This is a genomic window from Stappia sp. (assembly GCF_040110915.1).
In the GTDB taxonomy this organism is placed as follows: Bacteria; Pseudomonadota; Alphaproteobacteria; order Rhizobiales; family Stappiaceae; genus Stappia.
Map to the genome: position 1 here is coordinate 1,546,896 of NZ_CP157793.1, position 20,913 is coordinate 1,567,808.

Here is a 20,913-nt window from a genome sequence, read left to right on the forward strand (position 1 = left end):
TACCATCACATTGACCAGCCTGCGGGAACCCGCTAGGCCTGCGGTGATTACAAAAGCGCCGGGACGAAGGCAATACGGCCGCCGCGAAAGGCCCGCTCCCGTCCCCTGGAGAGCTCTATGGAAAAAGTCATTTCGCTGGCGCTTCCGTTTTTCGGGCTCATCTTCCTGGGCATCGCCGCCGGCAAATTGAAGAAGATCCCGGCCGAGGGACTGGCTTGGATGCAGTTCTTCATCATTTACATCGCGCTGCCGGCGCTGTTCTTCCGGCTTCTGGCGCAAACCCCAATCGAGGAACTCACCAACGTCGCCTATGTCGCGGCAACGACCTTCGCGACCTATTGCGCCTTTGCACTGGCGTTTTGCGTCGGCGTGTTCGCCTCGCGCGGCAACATCCCGGAAGCGACGATCCAGGCGCTGGCCGGATCCTATTCCAACATCGGCTACATGGGGCCGGGGCTGACGCTGGCCGTGCTCGGGCCGGCCGCCGCCGTGCCGACCGCGCTGGTCTTCTGCTTCGACAACATCCTGCTGTTCACGCTGGCGCCGCTGATGATGGCCATCGGCGGGACCGAAAACGAGCCGCCGCTCAAGACGGCGCTGACCGTGTTGCGGCGCATCTTCACCCATCCCTTCATTCTGGCGACCATCGCGGGCGTGCTTGCCGCCGCGGTGGAGTTCCGCCCGCCCGAGGCGGTCGACACGCTGCTGACCTTCCTCAGCAATGCCGCCGCGCCCTGCGCGCTTTTCGCCATGGGCGTCACGGTCGCGCTGCAGCCGATGGGCCGTACGCCGATCGAATTGCCCATCGTGCTCGCGGTGAAGCTCGTCGTGCACCCGATCATCATCCTGATGCTGCTCAACTGGATCGGCGGCTTCGATCCCGTCTGGGTCGCGACCGCCGTTTTGATGGCCTGTCTGCCGCCGGCGGCCAATGTCTTCGTGATCGCCCAGCAGTACAATGTCTACGTCCAGCGCGCGTCGTCGGCGATCCTGGTCGGGACCATCGCCTCGACGATCACGGTGTCGGCCTTCATGTATATGATCACCGAGGGCCTGCTGCCGATCCGGTGACATGGCCCCGGCCGTTGGGGGAATTTCGGGAATGAGCGCGCAACCGCTGTCGGGGGTCACGGTTCTCGACTTCACCACCTTGCTGCCCGGACCGCTTGCGACGCTGATGCTGGCCGAGGCCGGCGCCACGGTGATCAAGATCGAGCGCCCGGGTGGCGAGGACATGCGTTTCTTTCCGCCGAAGGCCGGGCCGGTCAGCGCGCTCTACGCCATGCTCAACCGGGGCAAGACCTGCCTCGAACGCGACCTCAAGGACCCGGCCGCGCGCGAGGAAATCCTGTCGCGTGTCGAGACCGCCGACATCGTGGTGGAACAGTTCCGCCCCGGCGTCATGGCGCGGCTCCGACTGGGGGCGCGGGAGATGTGCGCGCGCAATCCGCGCCTCATCCATTGCTCGATCACCGGCTACGGGCAAGAGGGCCCGCGCGCCGGCGAGGCGGGGCACGACATCAACTATCTCGCGCTCACCGGGCTGCTCGCCCTGTCCTGCGGCACGCCCTCGGCCCCCGTGCTGCCGCCGGCCCAGATCGCCGACATCGCCGGCGGCAGCTTTCCGGCGGTGATCAACATCCTGCTCGCGCTCTACCGGCGCGAACGCACCGGTGAGGGGCAGATCCTCGACATCGCCATGGCCGATGCGATGTTCACCTTCGCGCTTTTCGCGCAGGCGCATCTGTCAGCGACCGGACGCGCTCCGGCCAATGGGGCGGATCTGCTGACCGGCGCCTCGCCGCGCTACCGGCTTTATGCGGCGGCCGACGGGACCTTGATCGCCGTCGGCGCGCTGGAGGAGAAGTTCTGGCGGGCGTTGTGCGACGCCGTGGACCTGCCCGAGCCCTTGCGCGACGACCGACGCGATCCGTCCGCCACCATCGCAGGACTGTCGGCGTGCTTCGCAACCCGCCCGGGCGCCGACTGGGTGCCGTTGCTTGCGGCGGCGGACTGTTGCGCCACGCCGCTCGCGACGCTGGACGCCGCCCTGCGCGACCCGCATTTCCTCGAACGCGGGCTCTTCGATTTCACGGTGAAAAGCGGCGACACCGATCTTCCGGCGACCGTCCTGCCCATCGCCCGCGCCTTTCGCGGCAGCACAACGGCAAAAGCGCCCACCGGCTGACGCTGGTCAGCGCAGGGAGAGGCCGCGCATCAGGCGCGGGCTCGACAGGATCGGCGCGATGCCCTCGCGCATCAGAAGCCGGCGCAGCGGCGGCACCTTGCCGGCGAGATACAGCCCCAGCCCACGCAGCATCTGGACGGGCAGCAGATCGCTCAGCAGCGAGCGGTTGAGCAGGTCCACGGCCGTCGTGCGCGAGGCAATGTCCGCGCGGCGCGCGCGTTCATAGCGTGCCAAAACGCCCGGCGCGCCGATATCCTCGCCGCGCTTGCGCGCCGCGACCAGGATCTCGCCCAGCGCCGCGACATCGCGCAGGCCCAGATTGAGGCCCTGCGCGCCGATCGGCGGAAAGACGTGCGCCGCCTCGCCGACGAGCGCGCAGCGGTTTTCGCCGACCGTCTTCGCCGTGACGCCGCCCAGCGGATAGATCTGCCGTTTCCCGACAACCGTCATCTTGCCGTAGATCGAGGCGGCGCGCCGCTCCAGATCCTCGGCAAGGGCGGCATCATCCAGCCCCATCAGCCGCTCGGCCTCCTCGGGCTCCACGACGCAGACGAGCGACGACATGCGCCCCTTGAGCGGAACCAGCGTGAAGGGGCCGGTGCGGGTGTGGAACTCCGCCGAATGATTGTGGTGCGGCACCGCGTGCTCGAGATTGAGCACCAGCGCCGACTGCGGGTAGCGCCATTCGCGCGTCCCGATTCCGGCGGCCGCGCGCACCGGTGAGTTGCGCCCGTCCGCGCCGATCACCAGCCGGGCCTCGACCCGCCCGCCGCCATCGAGGCTCAGAAAAGTGCCATCGGGCATGACCGTCAGGTCGAGCAGCCGCTCTTCGAGACGCAGAAGGCCGCGCTCCGCCGCGCAGGCGGCGGCGAGTTCGGCGTTGAGGTCGCGATTCTTGATGTTGTAGCCGAAGGCCGGGAGCTTGAGCTCCGCCGCGTCGAAGACCACTTCCGGCGCGCGCACGAGCCGGCCGGTCGCATCCAGGATGCGCATGTGCCGGAGCGGCGCGGTGTGCGGCTCGATGGCATCCCACAGGTCGAGCGTGCGCAGCATCTCCACCGAGGAGTCCAGCAGCGCCGTGGTGCGGTCGTCATCGGCCGGGGCCGCCGGCGCGACCAGCGCGGTGGAAAAACCCTCGCGGGCGAGCAGGATCGCCATCGCCATGCCGGACGGGCCGGCGCCGACCACCGCCACGTCGACCGAATGGCTGGGGACCGAATGGCTGGGGCTGGGGTCGCTCTCCTGCGCGGCCGGATCGCGCGCTGTCGAGGTCCGGGTCATGGTTCGCTCCGCTCGTTGATCGCTCGTTTGACCTCAAGATGACGCGCTTCCCCGGATTTGCAAGCGGCCGGACTGCGCATAAGGTCGCATTCGCAACCTTCCGGATCGCACTCCTGTCTTGAAGCGGGTAGGCGGCGTGGAGAGGCTCCGCAAACGGACCGGCAAACGGGCCGGCAAGCGAACAAGAGTGCGCCATGACGCAGACTGACATAGAGGCCGACACGAAATCAGAGGCGGCACGGGGGACGCCGCGCGACCGCCGCCCGTCGGCGTTGCGTCGCCTTGCGCGCAATCCGCGCGCGGTCGTCTTCGCCTCGGTCGCGGTCGCCGCACTCTTCGGCTGGGTCTATCTCGCCGCCATGGTGGTCGACATGGTGCCGGCGATGGACATGGGCGAGCTCGGCCCCGGCATGGCGCTCTTCAACGCGTTCAACATCTTCGCCGGCCTGTCGCCGGAGGCGCGCGCCGCGCTGGCTGCGATCTGCCTGCCCGAGGGCGCCTCGACCTTCGGCATGCCCAACGCCGAAATCTGGAGCGTCGGCGATGCCGGGCTCGTCTTTGTCATGTGGGTGATGATGGCGCTCGCGATGATGCTGCCGAGCGCGGCGCCGATGATCGCCGCTTTCGCCGAACTGCCGCAGCCGATGACGACCCGTAGCGCCCGTGTCGCGCCAGTCGTGGTGCTGGCGCTCGGCTATCTCTCGGTCTGGGTCGGCTACGCGGTGCTCGCCACTGCCGCGCAAGGCGTGCTGACGGCCGCGCGGATGATGTCTCCGATGATGTCGCCGGCGACGATGGTGATCGCCGGAACCACGCTGGTCGCCGCCGGCCTCTACCAGTTCACGCCGGCGAAGCTCGCCTGCCTGCTGCGCTGCCAGCGGCCGATTCCCTTCTTTCTCGAGAAACGCCCGGCAAGCTATCTCGAGGTCTACCGGCTCGGGATCATCCAGGGGCTTCTGTGCCTCGGCTGCTGCTGGGCGCTGATGACGGTGATGTTCGCCGTCGGCGTGATGAACGTGATCTGGATCGCCGTTCTCGGACTGCTGATGGCCGTGGAGAAGACCGTCTTCCGCATGTGGATCCCGCGTGCCGTCGGCGTGTTCCTGATCCTGTGGGGCGGCTTCGTGCTGGCCCTGTCCGACGCGGGCCGGGCGCTGCTCGCCGGCTGAACGCGCCCCGACACGCTGTCCGCGTGCCGATTTCTCCGCTGCGGACGAGACAGGCGTGTTGCGGTCGGCGCGCGCCCGGGGCATACGGGGGACGGATTGAACGCGGCAGGACAGGCGCGCGAACGGCTGCCTCGGGCGCCGCGCGCGCGGAAGCGGAGACTGTGACATGGCGGATCTCGATGCGGGCACGCCGCGCCGTCTGACGGCCGGGCATCCGCTGTTTCTCATTCATGTGCTGACCGCGCTCGGCGCACCGGTCGCGCTGCTGGCGCTTCTCGCCGGCGCGCAGGGCGACTGGGCGATGCTCTTCGTCTGGCTCGGCGTCGCCCTCGTCATCGACGGGATCGACGGCCCGCTGGCGCGCCGCTTCGACATCGCCAACCGCATGCCGCAATGGTCGGGCGCGGCCCTCGACTTCGTCATCGACTATGCGACCTATGTCTTCCTGCCGGCCTTCGCTCTGGCCGGCAGCGACATGCTGTCGACGCCGTGGAACTGGATCTGCGGCGGGCTGATCGTCTTCACCGGCGCGCTTTACTTTGCCGACAACGGCATGAAACAGCCCGACGGCTCCTTTAAGGGTTTCCCGACGGGCTGGAACATGGCCGTCTTCGGCCTGATGGTGCTGTCGTCCTCGCAAACCTTCACGATCCTCTTCGTGCTGGCGCTTTGCGCGCTCACCTTCGCGCCGGTCCGCTTCGTCCATCCGGTCCGGGTGGCGCGCTGGCGCATTCTGACGCTCACCGTCACGCTGGTGTGGTTCATCGGCGCGGGGCTCGCGATCGCCAACGGCATGGCCGCGGAGGGGGCGGCGAAGTGGATGCTGGCGCTCTCCAGCGTCTATCTGCTTTGCGTCTCGGCGGTGCAGCAGCTTCTCGACGCCCTGCGCTGAAGGGCTCGTAGCGCCTTAAAATCAAACGCCCGCGCAGGGACTTGCCGGCGGGACCGTCGACCTCCATGATCCGGTCAACGGTGATATTCAGGGAGAGACAGGATGGTCCACGCAATCCGTGTGCATGAAACGGGCGGCCCCGAGGTCATGAAGTGGGAAGAGGTCGAGGTCGGCGCCCCCGGCGCGGGCGAGGCGCATATCCGCCACACCGCCATCGGCCTCAACTTCATCGACACCTACTTCCGCTCCGGGCTTTATCCTGCCCCGAACGGCACGCCCTTCACGCCGGGCAACGAGGGCGCGGGCGTCGTCGTTGCGGTGGGCGAGGGGGTCGAGCATGTCAGGCCGGGCGACCGGGTCGCCTATGTCGGCCCGCTCGGCGCTTACGCAGAGGAACGCCTCGTGCCCGCCGACCGGCTTGTGGTGATTCCCGACGGCGTCGACGACAAGACGGCCGCCGGCATGATGCTCAAGGGCATGACGGCCCGCTACCTGCTGCGCAAGACCTATAATGTCACATCCGACACCACGCTTCTGTTCCATGCCGCCGCCGGTGGCGTCGGGCTGATCGCCGGGCAATGGGCAGCGAAACTCGGCGCGACGGTGATCGGCACCGTGGGGTCTGAGGAAAAGGCGGAGCTTGCCCGCGCCAACGGCTACACGCATGTGATCAACTACCGTACCGAGGATTTCGTCGAGCGGGTGAAGGAGATCACCGGCGGCAAGCTGTGCGACGTGGTCTATGATTCGGTCGGCAAGGACACCTATCCCGGCTCGCTCGACTGTTTGCGCCCGCTCGGCCTCTGGGTGTCCTTCGGCCAGTCGTCGGGCCCGATCACGGACTTCAATCTGGCGCTTCTGGGCCCCAAGGGCTCGCTCTTCGCGACCCGCCCAACACTCTTCACCTATGTCGCCGCGCGCGCGGATCTGGAGGAGACCGCCAACGATCTTTTCGATGTGGTGCGCTCCGGCGACGTGAAGATCCAGGTGAACCAGGAGTATGCGCTGAAGGACGCGGTGACGGCCCACACCGATCTTCAGGGGCGCAAGACCACCGGCACGACGGTGCTGATCCCGTAAGGACGGGACAGGGCGACGAACGGCGGGCGAAAAAGGGGCGGGCGGCAAACGTCCGCCCGTTGACGGTCGTCGCACCGGCGCAGGAGCGACAGCATGGATCGCGCGCGACATCTTCACGGCCCGGCGCTGCGCTATTTCGCGGCGGTGGCCGAGGCCGGCTCGATCCGGGCGGCCGCGCGCGAACTCAACGTGGCGTCGAGCGCGGTCAACCGGCAGATCCTGTGGCTGGAAGACACCCTCGGTCACGCGCTGTTCGACCGGCAGGCGCGCGGCGTGCGGCTGACGGAGGCGGGCGAGATCCTGCGCGCCCATGCCCTGCGCACGCTGTCGGATTTCGAGGCGACCGCCGGGGCGCTCGACGCACTGACCGGCATGCGGCGCGGCAGCGTGCAGATCGCCAGCGTGGAAAGCGTCGGCGAGACGCTTCTGCCCGGCATCGTCGCCGCCTTCCGGCGGGCCTATCCGGGACTTCATGTATCGCTGCGCCTGGGCGCGGCGGATCGGGTCGCGGAGGCGGTCGCCGGCGGGGAGGTGGACCTCGGCTTCACCTTCGAGCCGCCCGACGACCCGCGGCTGGTGCCCGCCTTCCAGCGCGACCTCGCCATCGGCGCGGTGATGCGGCCCGATCACCCGCTGGCGGAGCGGCCGGACCTCTGCCTCGCCGACTGTCTGGCCTATCCGCTCTGCCTGCCGGCGCCGGGCCTGTCGCTGCGCAAGCGCCTCGACGTGGTGCTCGCGCGCCATCCTCTGGGAGGGCTCGCCTTCGTGGAAACCAACTCGCTGCGCCTGATGAAGGCGATCGCCCGGCAGGACGACACGATCGCCTTCCAGACCCTTGTCGGACTGGAGCGGGACCTGGCGGACGGCACGCTGGTCTTCCGTCCGCTCGCCGATCCGCCGCTTCACCGCGACCGCTTCACTGTGCTGACCTCGGCGCATCGGGCCCTCAACCAGGCCGCCCGCGCCTTTTTCGACAGCGCATTGACCGCAATTGAAGCACGTTTGAGTGAAATCGATGCCGAAACGGCATCATAGGTGCCGCGAATCTGTTCTGGTGGGGGCAGGTCGGCTGGTGCACACTTTCAAGGCTTGCGCAAAGATCGATCACCCGCAATCTGGGCGAGCCTCCCGGCCGATGCGAAGAAGGGCCGATGCGACTCGAACCCGGATGGCGGAAGTGCCGGATCGACGCGGGAACATGGACTGAAAACGGAGTCCGACATGGGACGACTGACGACACATGTGCTCGACACGGCGCGGGGATGCCCGGCGCAGGGGCTGGCGCTGTCCCTGTGGCGCGCGCGCGGCGATGCCCCGGATACCTTCGAGCGGATCGTCACGGCGACCACCAACGCCGACGGGCGCGTCGACCGGCCGCTTCTGGACGGCGACGATTTCTGGCCCGGCACCTACGAGCTGCGCTTCGAGGCGGGCGCCTATCTCAGGGCCAGTGGCGCCGAACTGCCCGATCCCCCGTTTCTCGACGTGATCCCGATCCGCTTCGGCATCGCCGAGGCGGAGGCCCATTACCACGTGCCGCTGCTGCTCTCGCCCTTCGGCTATTCCACCTATCGCGGGAGCTGAGCGATGCGCGCGCGCATCCGCTTTCTGCATCGCGGCGAGACCGTCGAGCTCGCCGACGTCGGGCCGACCGAAACGGTGCTCGACTATCTGCGCCTGCGCCGCGGGCTCGTCGGCACCAAGGAAGGCTGCGGGGAGGGCGATTGCGGCGCCTGCACGGTCGCCTTGGGCCGCGTGGTGAACGGGCGGCTCACCTATCGCCCGGTGAATTCCTGCATCCAGTTCCTCGGCATGCTGGATGGCGCGGAACTCGTCACGGTGGAGGATCTCGCCGAGGACGACCGGCTGCACCCGGTGCAGGCGGCGATGGTCGCGTGCCACGGCTCGCAATGCGGCTTCTGCACGCCCGGCTTCGTCATGAGCCTCTTCACGCTCTACCATTCGCCCGACGCCACGCCCTCGCGGCGCACGGTCACCGACTGGCTCGCCGGCAATCTGTGCCGCTGCACGGGCTACCGGCCGATTGTCGATGCCGCGCTCACCGCCTGTTTCGACACGGTCGAGGATCGCTTCTCCCGCCGGGCGGAGGAAACGGTCGCGGCGCTTCAGGCGCTGGATGACAAGACCGACGTCCTGATCGGCGACGAGACCCGCTTTTTCGCCGCGCCGGCCTCCGTCGACGCGCTGGCGCGCCTGTGCGCGGAGCATCCCGACGCGACCATCGTCGCCGGGGCGACCGACGTCGGGCTCTGGGTCACCAAGCAGCTGCGCGAGCTTCCCAGGATCGTCTGGATCGGCCGGGTCGCGGATTTCGACGCGGTGGAGGAAACCGCCGGCGGCGTCCTGATGGGGGCGGGCGCCAGCTTCGCCGACACGCAGGACCATATGGCGCGCATCGATCCCGACCTCGGCGAGTTGTGGCGACGCATCGGCTCCAAACAGGTCCGCGCCTCGGGCACCGTGTGCGGCAACATCGCCAACGGCTCGCCCATCGGCGACAGCCCGCCGGCGCTCATCGCGCTCGGCGCGACGCTGGAACTGCGCCACGGCGAGAACGCGCGCACGCTTGCGCTGGAGGACTTCTTTCTCGACTACGGCAAGCAGGACCGGGCGGAGGGCGAGATCGTCACCGGCCTCTATGTGCCGCGCCTCGACCCCAACCATGCCTTTCGCGCCTTCAAGATCTCCAAGCGCTTCGACCAGGACATCACCGCCGTGCTGCTGGCGATCCGCGTGACGCTGGCCGACGGCGTGATCACCGAGGCGCGCATTGCCTGCGGTGGCGTGGCGGCGACGCCGAAACGGGCCGGCGCGGCGGAACTGGCGCTCGTTGGCGCGCGCCCGGACCAACCGTCGAGCTGGGGCGGCGCGCTGAAGGCGCTGGCGGAGGATTTCTCGCCCATCGGCGACATGCGGGCGAGCGAGAACTACCGCCGCGAGGTGGTGCGGGCGTTGCTCGCCAAGGCGCTGGTGGAGATCGGCGGCACGCCGGATGCCCGCACCCGCGTTGAAGGCCTGCGGCACAGGGAGGCGGACCATGCGGCCTGACCGCGATCCTGTCGCGGCCGCCGCCGCGACCCTGAGCGATGCCGACCGCTACGGTGCCGTGCGTCGGCCGAGCCCGCACGACAGCGCGGTCAAGCATGTGACCGGCGCCGCGACCTATGTCGACGACATTCGCGAGCCCGTCGGCACGCTGCATTGCGTGCCGGGCTGGGACCGCGACACCGTGCGCGGACGGATCGTGTCGCTCGATCTCGACGCCGTGCGGCAAAGCCCGGGCGTCGTCGCGGTGCTGACCAGCGCGGAGATCCGCGGCGCCAACGACGTGGCGCCGGCGCTCGCCGACGAGCCGATGCTCGCCGAGGAGGAAATCCTTTATTGGGGCCAGCCGCTGTTCCTCGTGGTGGCGACGACGCGCGACGCGGCGCGCCGGGCCGCGCGGAAGGCCCGCATCGAGGTCGACCCGCTGCCGCCCGTGCTCACCATCGAGGATGCGCGCCAGGCCGACACGACGGTGCTTCCCGACTACCAGTTCCGAAAGGGATCGCCCGAAACCGGGCTGGCGCAGGCCGAGCATCGGCTGGAAGGCGCGCTCGACATCGGTGGGCAGGAGCATTTCTATCTGGAGGGGCAGGTGTCGCTCGCCGTGCCCGGCGAGGATGGCGATATCTTCGTCCACACCTCCTCGCAGCATCCCAGCGAGACCCAGCACATCGTCGCACGCGTTCTCGGGGTTCCCGACGCCGCCGTCACCGTGGAAGTGCGGCGCATGGGCGGGGGCTTCGGCGGCAAGGAGTCGCAGGCAAACCACTGGGCCGCGCTCGCCGCCTTCGCCGCGCAGGCGACCGGGCACCCTTGCAAGCTCCGTCTCGACCGCGACGACGACATGATCATGACCGGCAAGCGGCACGAATTTCGCGCCGAATGGACGCTCGGCCACGACGGCGAGGGGCGCATCCGGGCGGTCGACCTGAATTTCTACGCCCGCTGCGGCTATTCGGCGGATCTGTCGCTCGGCGTCGTGGACCGGGCGATGTTCCATAGCGATTCCAGCTATTTCTACCCGGACGCGATGATTCACTCGCGCCGGCTGAAGACGCACACCTGCTCCAACACCGCCTTTCGCGGCTTTGGCGGACCGCAGGGCATGCTGGCCGCCGAACGCATGCTGGATACGCTGGCGATCCGCCTCGGCAAGGACCCGCTCGACATCCGCAAGGCGAATTTCTACGCCGAGGGGCGCGACGTCACGCCCTATGGCATGCGGGTGGAGGAACACGGCACGCTGCATGCCATCGTCGACGAGCTGGAGCGCACGTCGGACTATCGCGCGCGGCGCGACGAGATCCGCGCCTTCAACGCGCAAAGTCCGATCCTGAAGAAGGGGCTTGCGCTGACGCCGGTGAAATTCGGCATTTCCTTCACGCTCAAGCATCTCAATCAGGCCGGCGCGCTGGTGCATGTCTACACCGACGGCTCGATCCATCTGAACCACGGCGGCACGGAGATGGGGCAGGGGCTCTTCCAGAAGGTCGCCCAGATCGTTGCCGAGGTCTTCGGCGTGACGCTCGACCGGGTGAAGATCACCGCGACGCACACCGGCAAGGTGCCGAACACCGGACCGACGGCGGCCTCTTCGGGCACGGATCTCAACGGCATGGCGGCGCAGATCGCGGCGGAAACGATCAAGGCCCGGCTCGTCGCCTTCGCCGCCGAAAGCCATGACGTTGCGGAAGACGACATCCACTTCCGCGACAATCGGGTTTTCATCGGCGAGACGGAAATCACGCTCGGCGCGCTTGCCAAGGCGGCGCATCTCGCCCGCATCCAGCTCTCCGCGACCGGCTTCTACGCCACGCCCACCATCACCTGGGACCGGGCGAGCGCCAGCGGGCGTCCGTTCCACTATTTCGCCTATGGCGCGGCCTGCTCGGAAGTAATCGTCGACACGATGACGGGCGAGATGCGGGTGACCCGCGTCGACATTCTCCACGACGTCGGCAAATCGCTCAATCCTGCCATCGACATCGGCCAGATCGAGGGCGGCTTCGTGCAGGGCATGGGCTGGCTCACGACGGAAGAACTGGTGTGGGACGAAAGCGGACGGCTGCGCACCCATGCGCCCTCGACCTACAAGATCCCCACCGCTTCCGACGTGCCGGAGGACTTCCGGGTCGCGCTGCATGCCTCGCCGGGAAATCCCTCGCCGACCGTCTATCGCTCCAAGGCGGTGGGCGAACCGCCGGTGATGCTGGCGATCTCGGTGTTCAGCGCGATCACCGACGCGCTCGCGGGGCTCGCGCCCGGCCATGTTCCGCCCCTGCGCGCGCCGGCCACGCCGGAGGCGATCCTTTCGGCGGTGGGCGAGATGAAGCAGGTGACCGCCAGCCGCAAGGCCAGGGCCGGGGAAGGCGACGGATGACCCCCTGGCCGGCCCTGCGCGAGATGCTGACGGCGCACGACGTGTGCACGGTCGTGACCGTCGTCTCCGTGGAAGGCTCCGCCCCGCGCGAGGTCGGGGCGCGGATGATCGTCGGGCCCGACGCGCGCTTTCGCGGGACCATCGGCGGCGGCCGGCTCGAATATGACGCGATCCACGAGGCGGCGCGGCTTGCCCGCGAGGAGGGCGGCGAGCGCCTGCTGCACCGGCGCCTGTCGCTCGGCCCCGATCTCGGCCAATGCTGCGGCGGGCGCATCGGCCTGGTGTTCGAAACCTTTTCGCACGCTCGCCACGACGAGATCGCGCGCCTTGCGAGAGCAGCGGAGGCGGGCGGGTTCGCGACCCGTCTGACCCTTGATGCGCATGGGCGGCCCGGACCGCGCGAGATCCTGCCGCGCGCCACGGACGCTCCGACGGCCCGTCTGTCGGGCGGGGTGCTGACCGAGACCTTCGGCGATGCGCGCACGCCGCTGCTGTTGTTCGGCGCGGGCCATGTCGGCAAGGCGCTGGTGCTGGCGCTCGCGCCGCTGCCGTTCCGGGTGACCTGGGTCGATCCGCGTGCCGAGATCTTCCCCCCGGCGATGCCGGCGACCGTCCGGCCTTGCGCGCTTGCCGATCCGCTCTCGGCGCTGCGCGACGCGCCCGCCGGCAGCGAGGTCGTGATCATGACGCATGATCACGCGCTCGACCTGGCCATCGCCGACCGCGCCCTGGCAAATCCGGCGATCGCCGGCGTCGGCATGATCGGCAGTTCGACCAAGGCCGCGCGCATGCGCGCAAGGCTGGCCCGGGCCGGTCATGGCGGGGACGCGCTGGCCCGGTTCCGCTCGCCCATCGGGGTCGGGGGCATCACGTCCAAAGAACCGCCGGTCATCGCCGCTTCGGTGGCGGCCGACCTGCTGATCCGCCGGGAAGCGGCGTCGGCTGTCCACAGCAATCGCGACCGGGCTCTTGCCGGCGCATTCGGCGGCGTATGATAAGGAGGCGGGGGAGATCATGACACCGACGACAACGGCAAACCCGCCCGACCCATCACCGACACGAGAGCGACGCGGACAGGTCCTTCTGGAGGCGCGCGCCATCTCCAAGCGCTTCGGTGAGGTGCTGGCCAACGACAACGTGTCGCTTGCCCTGCGCGCGGGCGAGATCCACGCGCTGCTCGGCGAGAACGGCGCGGGCAAGTCGACGCTTGTCAAGATCCTCTACGGCGCGCTGGAGCCCAATTCCGGAACGCTGTTGTGGGACGGCGAGGCGGTGACCGTCCACAGTCCGGCCGCCGCGCGCGACCTCGGCATCGGCATGGTCTTTCAGCATTTCTCGCTGTTCGAGGCGCTGACCGTCGCCGAGAACATCGCCCTGGCGCTGCCCGACACCCTGTCCTTCCGCCAGCTCTCGGAGCGCATCCGGACCGTGTCGCGCGACTACGGTCTGGCGCTCGAGCCCAATGCCATCGTCGCCGACCTTCCCGTCGGCGTGCGCCAGCGCATCGAGATCGTCCGCTGTCTCTTGCAGGAACCTCGTCTCATCATCATGGACGAGCCGACGTCGGTGCTCACCCCGCAGGAGGCCGATCAGCTCTTCCTGACGCTGGAGCGGCTGGCGGACGAGGGCTGCGCCATCCTCTACATCTCCCACCGGCTGGAGGAGGTGAAGCGGCTGTGCCATCACGCCACGATCATGCGCCACGGCAAGGTGGTGCTGGAATGCGACCCGAGCCAGGAAACGGCCGGGTCGCTCGCGCGGCTGATGGTGGGCAGCGCGGTGCACGACCTGAAACGCGGCGTGGCGCGCGAGGAGGGCCGGGCGCTGCTGCGCCTCAACCGCCTGAACGCCCCCGCCGACGGTCCCTTCTCCACCGCGCTTGAGGATATCTCCCTCGACGTGCGCGCCGGCGAGGTGGTGGCGATCGCCGGGATCGCCGGCAACGGGCAGGGCGAGTTGTTCGACCTGATCTCGGGCGAGCGGCGCGCCGAGGGTGCGGACACCGTCGTCATCGACGACGCTCCGTTGGGCCGCACGGGGATCACGCGGCGGCGGCGGGCAGGGGCCGCCTTCATTCCCGAGGAGCGGCTCGGCCACGGCGCGGTTCCGGGTTTGAAACTCTCGGAAAACCTCGTGCTCACGCGCCACGGAACAGGCGACGGGCTGGTGCGCAACGGCTTCGTCCAGAGCGAGGCTGCCGGCGATCTGGAGCAGCGGATCAAGACCAATTTCGATGTGCGCATGTCGCACGACGATCCGGAAGCCCGCGCCCTGTCGGGTGGCAACCTGCAGAAATTCGTGATGGGGCGCGAGCTCGACCGCAAGCCGAAGCTCCTTGTCGTCAATCAGCCGACCTGGGGCGTCGACGCGGGCGCGGCGGCGCTGATCCGTCAGGAACTCATCGACCTCTCGCGCCAGGGCTCCGCCGTGCTGGTGATCAGTCAGGATCTCGACGAGATCTTCGAGATCGCCGACCGCATCGCGGTGATCTCGCGCGGACGCCTGTCGGATCCGGTTCCCGCGGGACAGATGACCCGCGAGCGCATCGGCCTCTTGATGGGCGGCCTGCACGAGGGCGACGAAAAGGGAGGCGGCTCGCATGCAGCTTGAGCTGGAACGCCGCGCGGAACGCTCCAAGCGCATGGCGCTCTTGTCGCCGGTCATCGCTCTCGGGCTCACGCTGATCACCGGCGCGATCCTCTTCGCCGGGCTCGGCCAGAACCCGCTGACCGCGCTCTACGTCTTCTTCATCGATCCGCTGACCGCGTCATGGTCGCTGCAGGAGCTCGTCGTCAAGGCCACGCCGCTGATCCTGATCGGCTGCGGTCTGGCCGTCTGCTTTCTCTCCAACAACTGGAACATCGGCGCGGAAGGCCAGTTCACCGCCGGCGCGCTCGCCGGATCGATGCTGCCGATCCTTTTGCCCGGGTTCGAGACATTTGCGACCCTGCCGCTGATGCTGCTGATGGGAATTGCCGGCGGCATGGCCTGGGCGGCGATCCCGGCCTTCCTGAAGGTGCGCTTCGGCACCAACGAGATCCTGACGAGCCTGATGCTGGTCTATATCGCCCAGCTTCTGCTCGACTGGCTGGTGCGCGGGCCCTGGCGCGATCCCGACGGCTTCAACTTCCCCGAAAGCCGCCTGTTTTCCGATGCGGCGATCCTGCCGCCGCTCGCCGACGGGCGCATGCATGTCGGCGCGATCTTCGCCGTCGTCACGGTGCTGGTGCTGTCGGTCGTGCTGCTGAAGACGCTCAAGGGCTTCGAGATCCGGGTGCTCGGTCAGGCACCGCGCGCCGGACGCTTCGCCGGCTTTTCGCGCAACAGGATGGTCTGGTTCGCCTTCCTGCTCGCCGGCGGGCTCGCGGGGCTCGCCGGCATCAGCGAGGTCTCGGGCTCGATCAACCAGCTCACGCCGGTGATTTCGCCGGGCTACGGCTTCACCGCGATCATCGTCGCCTTCCTGGGGCGGCTCAACCCGATCGGCATCTTCTTCTCCGGGTTCCTGCTGGCGCTGACCTATCTCGGCGGCGAGGCGGCGCAGGTGTCGCTCGGGGTTTCCGACAAGACGACCCGCGTGTTCCAGGGGCTGGTTCTGTTCTACGTTCTGGCCTGCGACACGCTGATCCTCTACCGCATACGGATCGGGCGCTCCGCCGTCCCGGGCAAGGGAGGCGAGCATGGGCGCGTTTGAAGCGATCCTCCTGACCGTCATCACGGCGGCCACTCCGCTGCTGCTGGCGGCCATCGGGGAACTGGTGGTCGAGCGCTCCGGCGTGCTGAACCTCGGCGTCGAAGGCATGATGATCGTCGGCGCCGTGATGGGTTTTGCCGGCGCGCAGGCGACCGGCTCACCCTATGCCGGGGCGGTGGTCGCCATGGCGGCGGGCATGGGCATGGCGCTCCTGTTCGGCTTTCTGACGCTGCATCTGGTGGCGAACCAGGTCGCGACCGGTCTGGCGCTCACGCTGCTCGGGCTCGGCCTGTCGGGCATGATCGGCGAGGCCTTCATCGGCCAGCCGGGCGTGTGGCTCACGGGGCTCGACATTCCGGTTCTGAGCGATCTCCCCGTCGTCGGCAAGGTTCTGTTCGGGCAGGACATTCTCGTCTATCTGTCGCTCGCGCTGGTGGTCGGCGTCTCCTATGTGCTGTTTCGCACGCGGGCCGGACTGGTGATCCGCGCCGTCGGCGACAATCATGCCTCGGCGCATGCGCTCGGCGTCTCGGTACGCAAGGTGCGCTATCTCGCGGTGCTGTTCGGCGGGGCCTGCGCCGGGCTTGCCGGGGGCTATCTGTCGCTCGCCTACACGCCGCAATGGGTGGAGGGCATGACGGCGGGGCGGGGCTGGATCGCGCTGGCGCTCGTGGTCTTCGCGACCTGGCGGCCGGGGCGGGTGCTGGCCGGTGCCTATCTCTTCGGCGCGGTGGGCATTCTGCAATTCCACGCACAGGCGCACGGGGTCGGGATTCCCTCGCAATTCCTGTCCGCGCTGCCCTATGCGGCGACCATCGTGGTGCTTGTCATCATCTCCCGGAACCGCATACTGACACGCATAAACACCCCGGCCTGTCTGGGACAACCGTTCGTTCCGGACCGATAGAAACAGGGCCGCATAAGGGGGACGGGGAGCAGCGCGCGGGAGGCAACGCGCCAATCACAAAGGGGCGGGCACCGGGGCTCGGAACCGGGCTCGAAAACCCGAAAACGCAAAAGCAGGGACGCAGGAGACACGCATGAAAAAACTGCTCAGCATGGCCGCAGCCGCGGCATTCGCGCTCGGCACGGCCGGCGCGCAAGCCGAGGATCCGCTCAAGGTCGGCTTCATCTACGTCGGCCCGATCAGCGATCACGGTTGGTCCTACCAGCACAACGAGGGCCGGCTCGCCATCGAGGCCGCCTTCGGCGACAAGGTCGAGACCTCCTACATCGAGAGCGTGTCGGAAGGTCCGGACGCGGAGCGCGCGATCGAGCGTCTGGCCCGCGACGGCGCCGACCTCATCTTCACCACCTCCTTCGGCTTCATGAACCCGACCGTGAAGGTGGCGCGCAAGTTTCCGGACGTGAAGTTCGAGCATGCCACCGGCTACAAGCGCGCGGACAATGTGTCGACCTATTCCGCCCGCTTCTACGAGGGCCGCTACATCATCGGCCAGATCGCGGCGAAGATGTCGAAGACCGGCACGGCCGGCTACATCGGCTCGTTCCCGATTCCGGAAGTCGTGCGCGGCATCAACGCCTTCATGCTCGGCGCGCAGTCCGTCAACCCGGACTTCAAGATCAAGGTCGTGTGGGTCAACTCCTGGTACGATCCGGGCAAGGAAGCGGATGCGGCCAAGGCGCTGCTCGACCAGGGCGCCGACGTGATCAGCCAGCATACCGACAGCCCGGCGCCGCTGCAGGTGGCCGAGGAGCGCGGCGCGATCGGCTTCGGCCAGGCGTCCGACATGAGCAAGTTCGCCCCCAAGGCGCAGCTCACCGCGATCATCGACGACTGGAGCGTCTATTACACCGACCGCGTGCAGGCGGTGCTCGACGGGACCTGGGAAAGCCAGGACATCTGGGGCGGTCTCGCCGAGGACATGGTCGTGATGGCGGACTTCACCAACATGCCGGAGGAGATCGCCAGGGAGGCCGCCGAAATGACGGAAAAGATCCGCTCGGGCGAATTCCATCCCTTCACCGGTCCGATCACGAAGCAGGACGGCACGCTGGCCGTGGCGGAGGGCGAAGTGCTCGACGACGAAGCCCTGCTCGGCATGAACTGGTACGTCCAGGGGATCGACGACCAGCTTCCGCAGTAAGCGGATCGGCTGTATGACACGAAGGGGCGCGGCGCGGACCTTGCGGATCGCGCCGCGCCCCGTCCCGTTTCGGCGCGCGCCGTCGGCAACGGGATATCCCGGCGCGTCCGGACGCCGGGGACGGAGCGGGGCGGCATGTGCGGCCCGGTTTCGTGCGGATGCAAACGGGTCGGCCGGCACGCGGTCTTCCCGCCAGACTCCGGAAAGGGACAGGGATCATGACCGCCGCTGTTGACGCGCGCTTTGCCGAGCAAGTCGCCTTTCTCAAGACCCTCGTTCAGGTTCCAAGCGAAAATCCGCCCGGCGACCTCGATGCCTTCGCCGAGGCCGCCGCCAGCGCGCTCGGCGAGCTGGGTCTCGAGGTGGAGCGTCATCCGGTCGCCGAACCCTTCGTGCGCCAGATCGGCATGAAAAGCGTCACCAACCTGATCGTGCGCCATCGCTTCTCCGACGACGGTCCGGTGATCGCGCTCAACGCGCACGGCGATGTGGTGCCGGCGGGCGAGGGGTGGTCGGTCGATCCCTATGGCGCACAGGAACATGGCGGGGCGGTCTACGGTCGCGGCACCGTATTCGGCAAGTCGGACATCGCGGCCTATGTCTTCGCGCTGCGCGCCCTGATCGACACTCCCGATGGGCTGAGCGGTGCGATCGAACTGCACCTCACCTGCGACGAAGAAACCGGCGGCACGCTCGGTCCCTTGTGGATCCTCGGTCATGAGCTGAGCCGTCCGGACTTCGTCATCGCTTCCGGCTTCAGCCGCGCGGTCACCACGGCGCACAACGGCTGCCTGCAGATGGAGATCATCGTGCGCGGGCGCGCGGCCCATGCGGCCGCGCCCGAAACCGGTGTCGACGCGCTGGCGGCCGCGACCGATATCCTGCGCGCGCTCTACGACGAACGCGACCGGCTGGCCGGGACGAGCAGCCGGCTCGATCCCGAGATGCGCCCGGCGCTGACCGTCGGCATGATCCAGGGCGGGCTCAACACCAACGTGGTGCCGGACCGCGTGATGCTGCGCGTCGACCGGCGGCTGATCCCGGAAGACGCGGGCGAGGCGGTCGAGACCGATCTCACCGCGCTGGTGGAGGCGGCCGTGACGCCGCACGAGGGGCTGGAGATCGAATGCCGGCGGATCCTGCTCGCCGAGCCGCTGCGCCCGCTTGCCGGGGTCGGACGGCTCGCCGACGCGGTGCACCGTCAAATCGCTGCCTGGTTTCCCGAAACCGCGGCGCCGACCGGCGGGTCGCCGCTCTTCAGCGATGCGCGCCATTATGCCGCCGCCGGCATTCCCACGGTTCTCTATGGAACGGGCCCGGCGTCGCTTGCCGCCGCGAACGCCTATGCGGCGGACGAACACATCAGGCTGGACGACCTGCGCGCCACGACGGGCGTGCTGATCGATGCGCTGCGGGATCTTCTCTCTTCGGACGCGGACACCTGAGCACGGCGCTCACGCCGCCGGGTCACGCATCGCGCGTGCGACGTGTCGCAGAACGAAGGCCACACGGCGCGCGACCGTCGTGCGCGGGACGATGATCACGCGATAGCCAAGGGCGGGGTAGGCGGCCGACAGCCGTCGGTATTCGGCCCGCGCGGCGCGAAAACCGTGACGACGCTGATCGTCGCGGACATGGATTTCCGGCCAGGGCGGCACCAGAAACACGGTCCGCGCGTAGCGCGGGCGATTGCCGAGAGTGTCGTGAAGGGGCACGCCGGTCGCGTCGGACAGCGCCACCGCCGCATCCACGAGACCGCGATCGAAGAAGACCGGCCCCTCATGCCCGGTGGCGCGCCGATAATCGGCGTCGGCGCAGGCAAGAGCCGCGCGGGCGAAACCGGCCATGTCGTTCCACGGCAGCCGAGGGCTCTGCGGATCGCTCTCGCTTTGCACGATCCGCCGGCCGGGCTCGGGCACGGTCGGGAACCCGAGCGCGGCAAGCGTATCGAGAAGGGTCGACTTGCCGCCACCCGAGCAGCCGGAGAGGACGAAGAACCGGTCCCTCGGTCGACGTGCGGTTCGCATATGCGCGCCCGGCCGATCCGGTGGCGATTGTGTCCACGACATGAGAATCCTCGTGCAGTCGGAAGATGTAGGCGTCCGCGACATGGCACCGTGAGCGAAGCGCTTGAGAGAGGGCGCCAGAAGCCCGAGGCCAGGAGCCAGCCACCAAGAGCCAGCCCCAAAGAGACAGGGCGCACTATGAAAAGGCGGGCTTCCAGAAACAGAGCCTTGAACACACACACCCAGCCCACCGCCGGTTCCCGCATCCGTAATTCGCATAATATATATTATGGAATTTTTTAAGGTGCCTGCACGCGGGTCTGGCCGGGTGCTCCGCCGTGCTTTCTGATGCAGACCCTGATGCAGACCCTGGCGAAGCCCCAGATGACAGCCCCAGACGGCAGCGTCAGGCGACAGCATCCGGCAGCAGGACGCGAATTCTGTCTCAACCTCTGGCGCCGTCTTTAGCGCAGTCGCTTGCAAGGCGTCGCATGCGACGGCGTGTGACGTCAGTCCGCGTCCTCCTCGAGCGCGTCGACCGTCTCGGCCTCCACGATCCGGCGCGCGAGCGACGGCGCGAAGCCCGCCCGGCACAGCGTTGCCATTTCCTTCTGGCGGCGCGCGTGATCGGCGTCCGTCGTGCGCCACGGCCCGAGCCGCTTCTTGCGTGCCGCCGTACAGGCGGCGGCGAACTCGCTCACGCCGTCGTCGCGCATCTGGCGCTCGGCGATGTCCGTCGGCACGCCCTTGGCCGCGAGCACGGCCGCGATCCGGCGCCCGGACCGCCCCTTGCGCCGCTCGGAGGAAATCCTGGCCTCCGCATAGCGCGCGTCGTCCAGAAGTCCGGCGCGTTCGCAGCGGGCCACCACCGCGTCGATCGTCGCCTCATGCTCGGCCGGATCGAGATCGAGCGCCGCGCAGGCCCGCCAGACCTTGCGCTGCAAGACCGCCCGCAGGTTCGCCGTGGTGGTGCCGTAGCGGTCCAGATAGCTCAGCGCGGATTTCGTGAGCCGGTCTTCGGTCGGCGGTTTCGGGCTGCGCGCCATGCT

General features: G+C 68.6%; 18 protein-coding genes. 15 read left to right on the forward strand and 3 right to left on the reverse strand.

Annotated elements, in window-relative coordinates; translation table 11 throughout:
• The first annotated feature begins 117 nt into the window (after positions 1–117).
• Positions 118–1,071, forward strand: a complete 954-nt coding sequence (locus tag ABL312_RS06720) for an AEC family transporter (protein WP_349360610.1) — start codon at positions 118–120, stop codon at positions 1,069–1,071.
• A gap of 31 nt (positions 1,072–1,102) precedes the next feature.
• A complete protein-coding gene (locus ABL312_RS06725; protein WP_349360611.1) occupies positions 1,103–2,188 on the forward strand; it encodes a CoA transferase in 1,086 nt (361 codons plus the stop codon).
• Positions 2,189–2,194: 6 nt separating this feature from the next.
• Here the strand turns inward: ABL312_RS06725 and ABL312_RS06730 are convergent, their stop codons facing one another.
• On the reverse strand, positions 2,195–3,469 hold the full coding sequence (locus ABL312_RS06730; protein WP_349360612.1) for a UbiH/UbiF family hydroxylase: 1,275 nt from the start codon (positions 3,467–3,469) through the stop codon (positions 2,195–2,197).
• A 194-nt stretch (positions 3,470–3,663) separates the two neighbouring features.
• Between ABL312_RS06730 and ABL312_RS06735 the strand changes: the two genes are divergently transcribed.
• The 13 genes from ABL312_RS06735 (at position 3,664) to ABL312_RS06795 (ending at position 19,303) form a co-directional block, all read left to right on the forward strand.
• Positions 3,664–4,638: a DUF2182 domain-containing protein gene (locus ABL312_RS06735; protein ID WP_349360613.1), complete on the forward strand. Its 975-nt coding sequence runs from the start codon at positions 3,664–3,666 to the stop codon at positions 4,636–4,638.
• 166 nt (positions 4,639–4,804) lie between these two features.
• The gene (locus ABL312_RS06740) at positions 4,805–5,530 is read left to right on the forward strand and encodes a CDP-alcohol phosphatidyltransferase family protein (RefSeq protein WP_349360614.1); all 726 of its coding nucleotides are present in this window, start codon (positions 4,805–4,807) and stop codon (positions 5,528–5,530) included.
• Positions 5,531–5,632: 102 nt separating this feature from the next.
• Positions 5,633–6,610, forward strand: a complete 978-nt coding sequence (locus ABL312_RS06745; RefSeq protein ID WP_349360615.1) for a quinone oxidoreductase — start codon at positions 5,633–5,635, stop codon at positions 6,608–6,610.
• A 93-nt stretch (positions 6,611–6,703) separates the two neighbouring features.
• Complete coding sequence (locus ABL312_RS06750) at positions 6,704–7,645, forward strand: LysR family transcriptional regulator (protein ID WP_349360616.1); 942 nt, start codon at positions 6,704–6,706, stop codon at positions 7,643–7,645.
• Between the two features lie 186 nt (positions 7,646–7,831).
• Positions 7,832–8,194 carry a hydroxyisourate hydrolase gene (gene uraH, locus ABL312_RS06755; RefSeq protein ID WP_349360617.1) on the forward strand — a complete coding sequence of 121 codons (363 nt, stop codon included), beginning with the start codon at positions 7,832–7,834 and terminating at the stop codon, positions 8,192–8,194.
• Between the two features lie 3 nt (positions 8,195–8,197).
• The gene (xdhA, locus tag ABL312_RS06760; protein WP_349360618.1) at positions 8,198–9,679 is read left to right on the forward strand and encodes a xanthine dehydrogenase small subunit; all 1,482 of its coding nucleotides are present in this window, start codon (positions 8,198–8,200) and stop codon (positions 9,677–9,679) included.
• A complete protein-coding gene (xdhB, locus tag ABL312_RS06765) occupies positions 9,669–12,056 on the forward strand; it encodes a xanthine dehydrogenase molybdopterin binding subunit (RefSeq protein WP_349360619.1) in 2,388 nt (795 codons plus the stop codon). The genes xdhA and xdhB overlap by 11 nt, the downstream gene beginning before the upstream one ends.
• On the forward strand, positions 12,053–13,051 hold the full coding sequence (gene xdhC, locus ABL312_RS06770; protein WP_349360620.1) for a xanthine dehydrogenase accessory protein XdhC: 999 nt from the start codon (positions 12,053–12,055) through the stop codon (positions 13,049–13,051). The genes xdhB and xdhC overlap by 4 nt, the downstream gene beginning before the upstream one ends.
• A 19-nt stretch (positions 13,052–13,070) precedes the next feature.
• Positions 13,071–14,666: an ABC transporter ATP-binding protein gene (locus ABL312_RS06775; RefSeq protein ID WP_349360621.1), complete on the forward strand. Its 1,596-nt coding sequence runs from the start codon at positions 13,071–13,073 to the stop codon at positions 14,664–14,666.
• Positions 14,656–15,750 carry an ABC transporter permease gene (locus ABL312_RS06780; protein ID WP_349360622.1) on the forward strand — a complete coding sequence of 365 codons (1,095 nt, stop codon included), beginning with the start codon at positions 14,656–14,658 and terminating at the stop codon, positions 15,748–15,750. Before ABL312_RS06775 ends, ABL312_RS06780 begins: the two co-directional genes overlap by 11 nt.
• Positions 15,737–16,657 carry an ABC transporter permease gene (locus ABL312_RS06785; protein ID WP_349360623.1) on the forward strand — a complete coding sequence of 307 codons (921 nt, stop codon included), beginning with the start codon at positions 15,737–15,739 and terminating at the stop codon, positions 16,655–16,657. Before ABL312_RS06780 ends, ABL312_RS06785 begins: the two co-directional genes overlap by 14 nt.
• 133 nt (positions 16,658–16,790) lie before the next feature.
• A complete protein-coding gene (locus ABL312_RS06790) occupies positions 16,791–17,858 on the forward strand; it encodes a BMP family ABC transporter substrate-binding protein (protein WP_349360624.1) in 1,068 nt (355 codons plus the stop codon).
• A gap of 218 nt (positions 17,859–18,076) precedes the next feature.
• Positions 18,077–19,303, forward strand: coding sequence for a M20/M25/M40 family metallo-hydrolase (locus tag ABL312_RS06795; protein ID WP_349360625.1), 1,227 nt, complete (start codon positions 18,077–18,079; stop codon positions 19,301–19,303).
• A gap of 9 nt (positions 19,304–19,312) precedes the next feature.
• On the opposite strand, the gene ABL312_RS06800 is transcribed toward ABL312_RS06795, so the two are convergent.
• Positions 19,313–19,885: an AAA family ATPase gene (locus ABL312_RS06800; protein ID WP_349360626.1), complete on the reverse strand. Its 573-nt coding sequence runs from the start codon at positions 19,883–19,885 to the stop codon at positions 19,313–19,315.
• A 488-nt stretch (positions 19,886–20,373) separates the two neighbouring features.
• Positions 20,374–20,910, reverse strand: a complete 537-nt coding sequence (locus ABL312_RS06805) for a regulatory protein RecX (protein ID WP_349360627.1) — start codon at positions 20,908–20,910, stop codon at positions 20,374–20,376.
• Positions 20,911–20,913 lie beyond the last annotated feature (3 nt).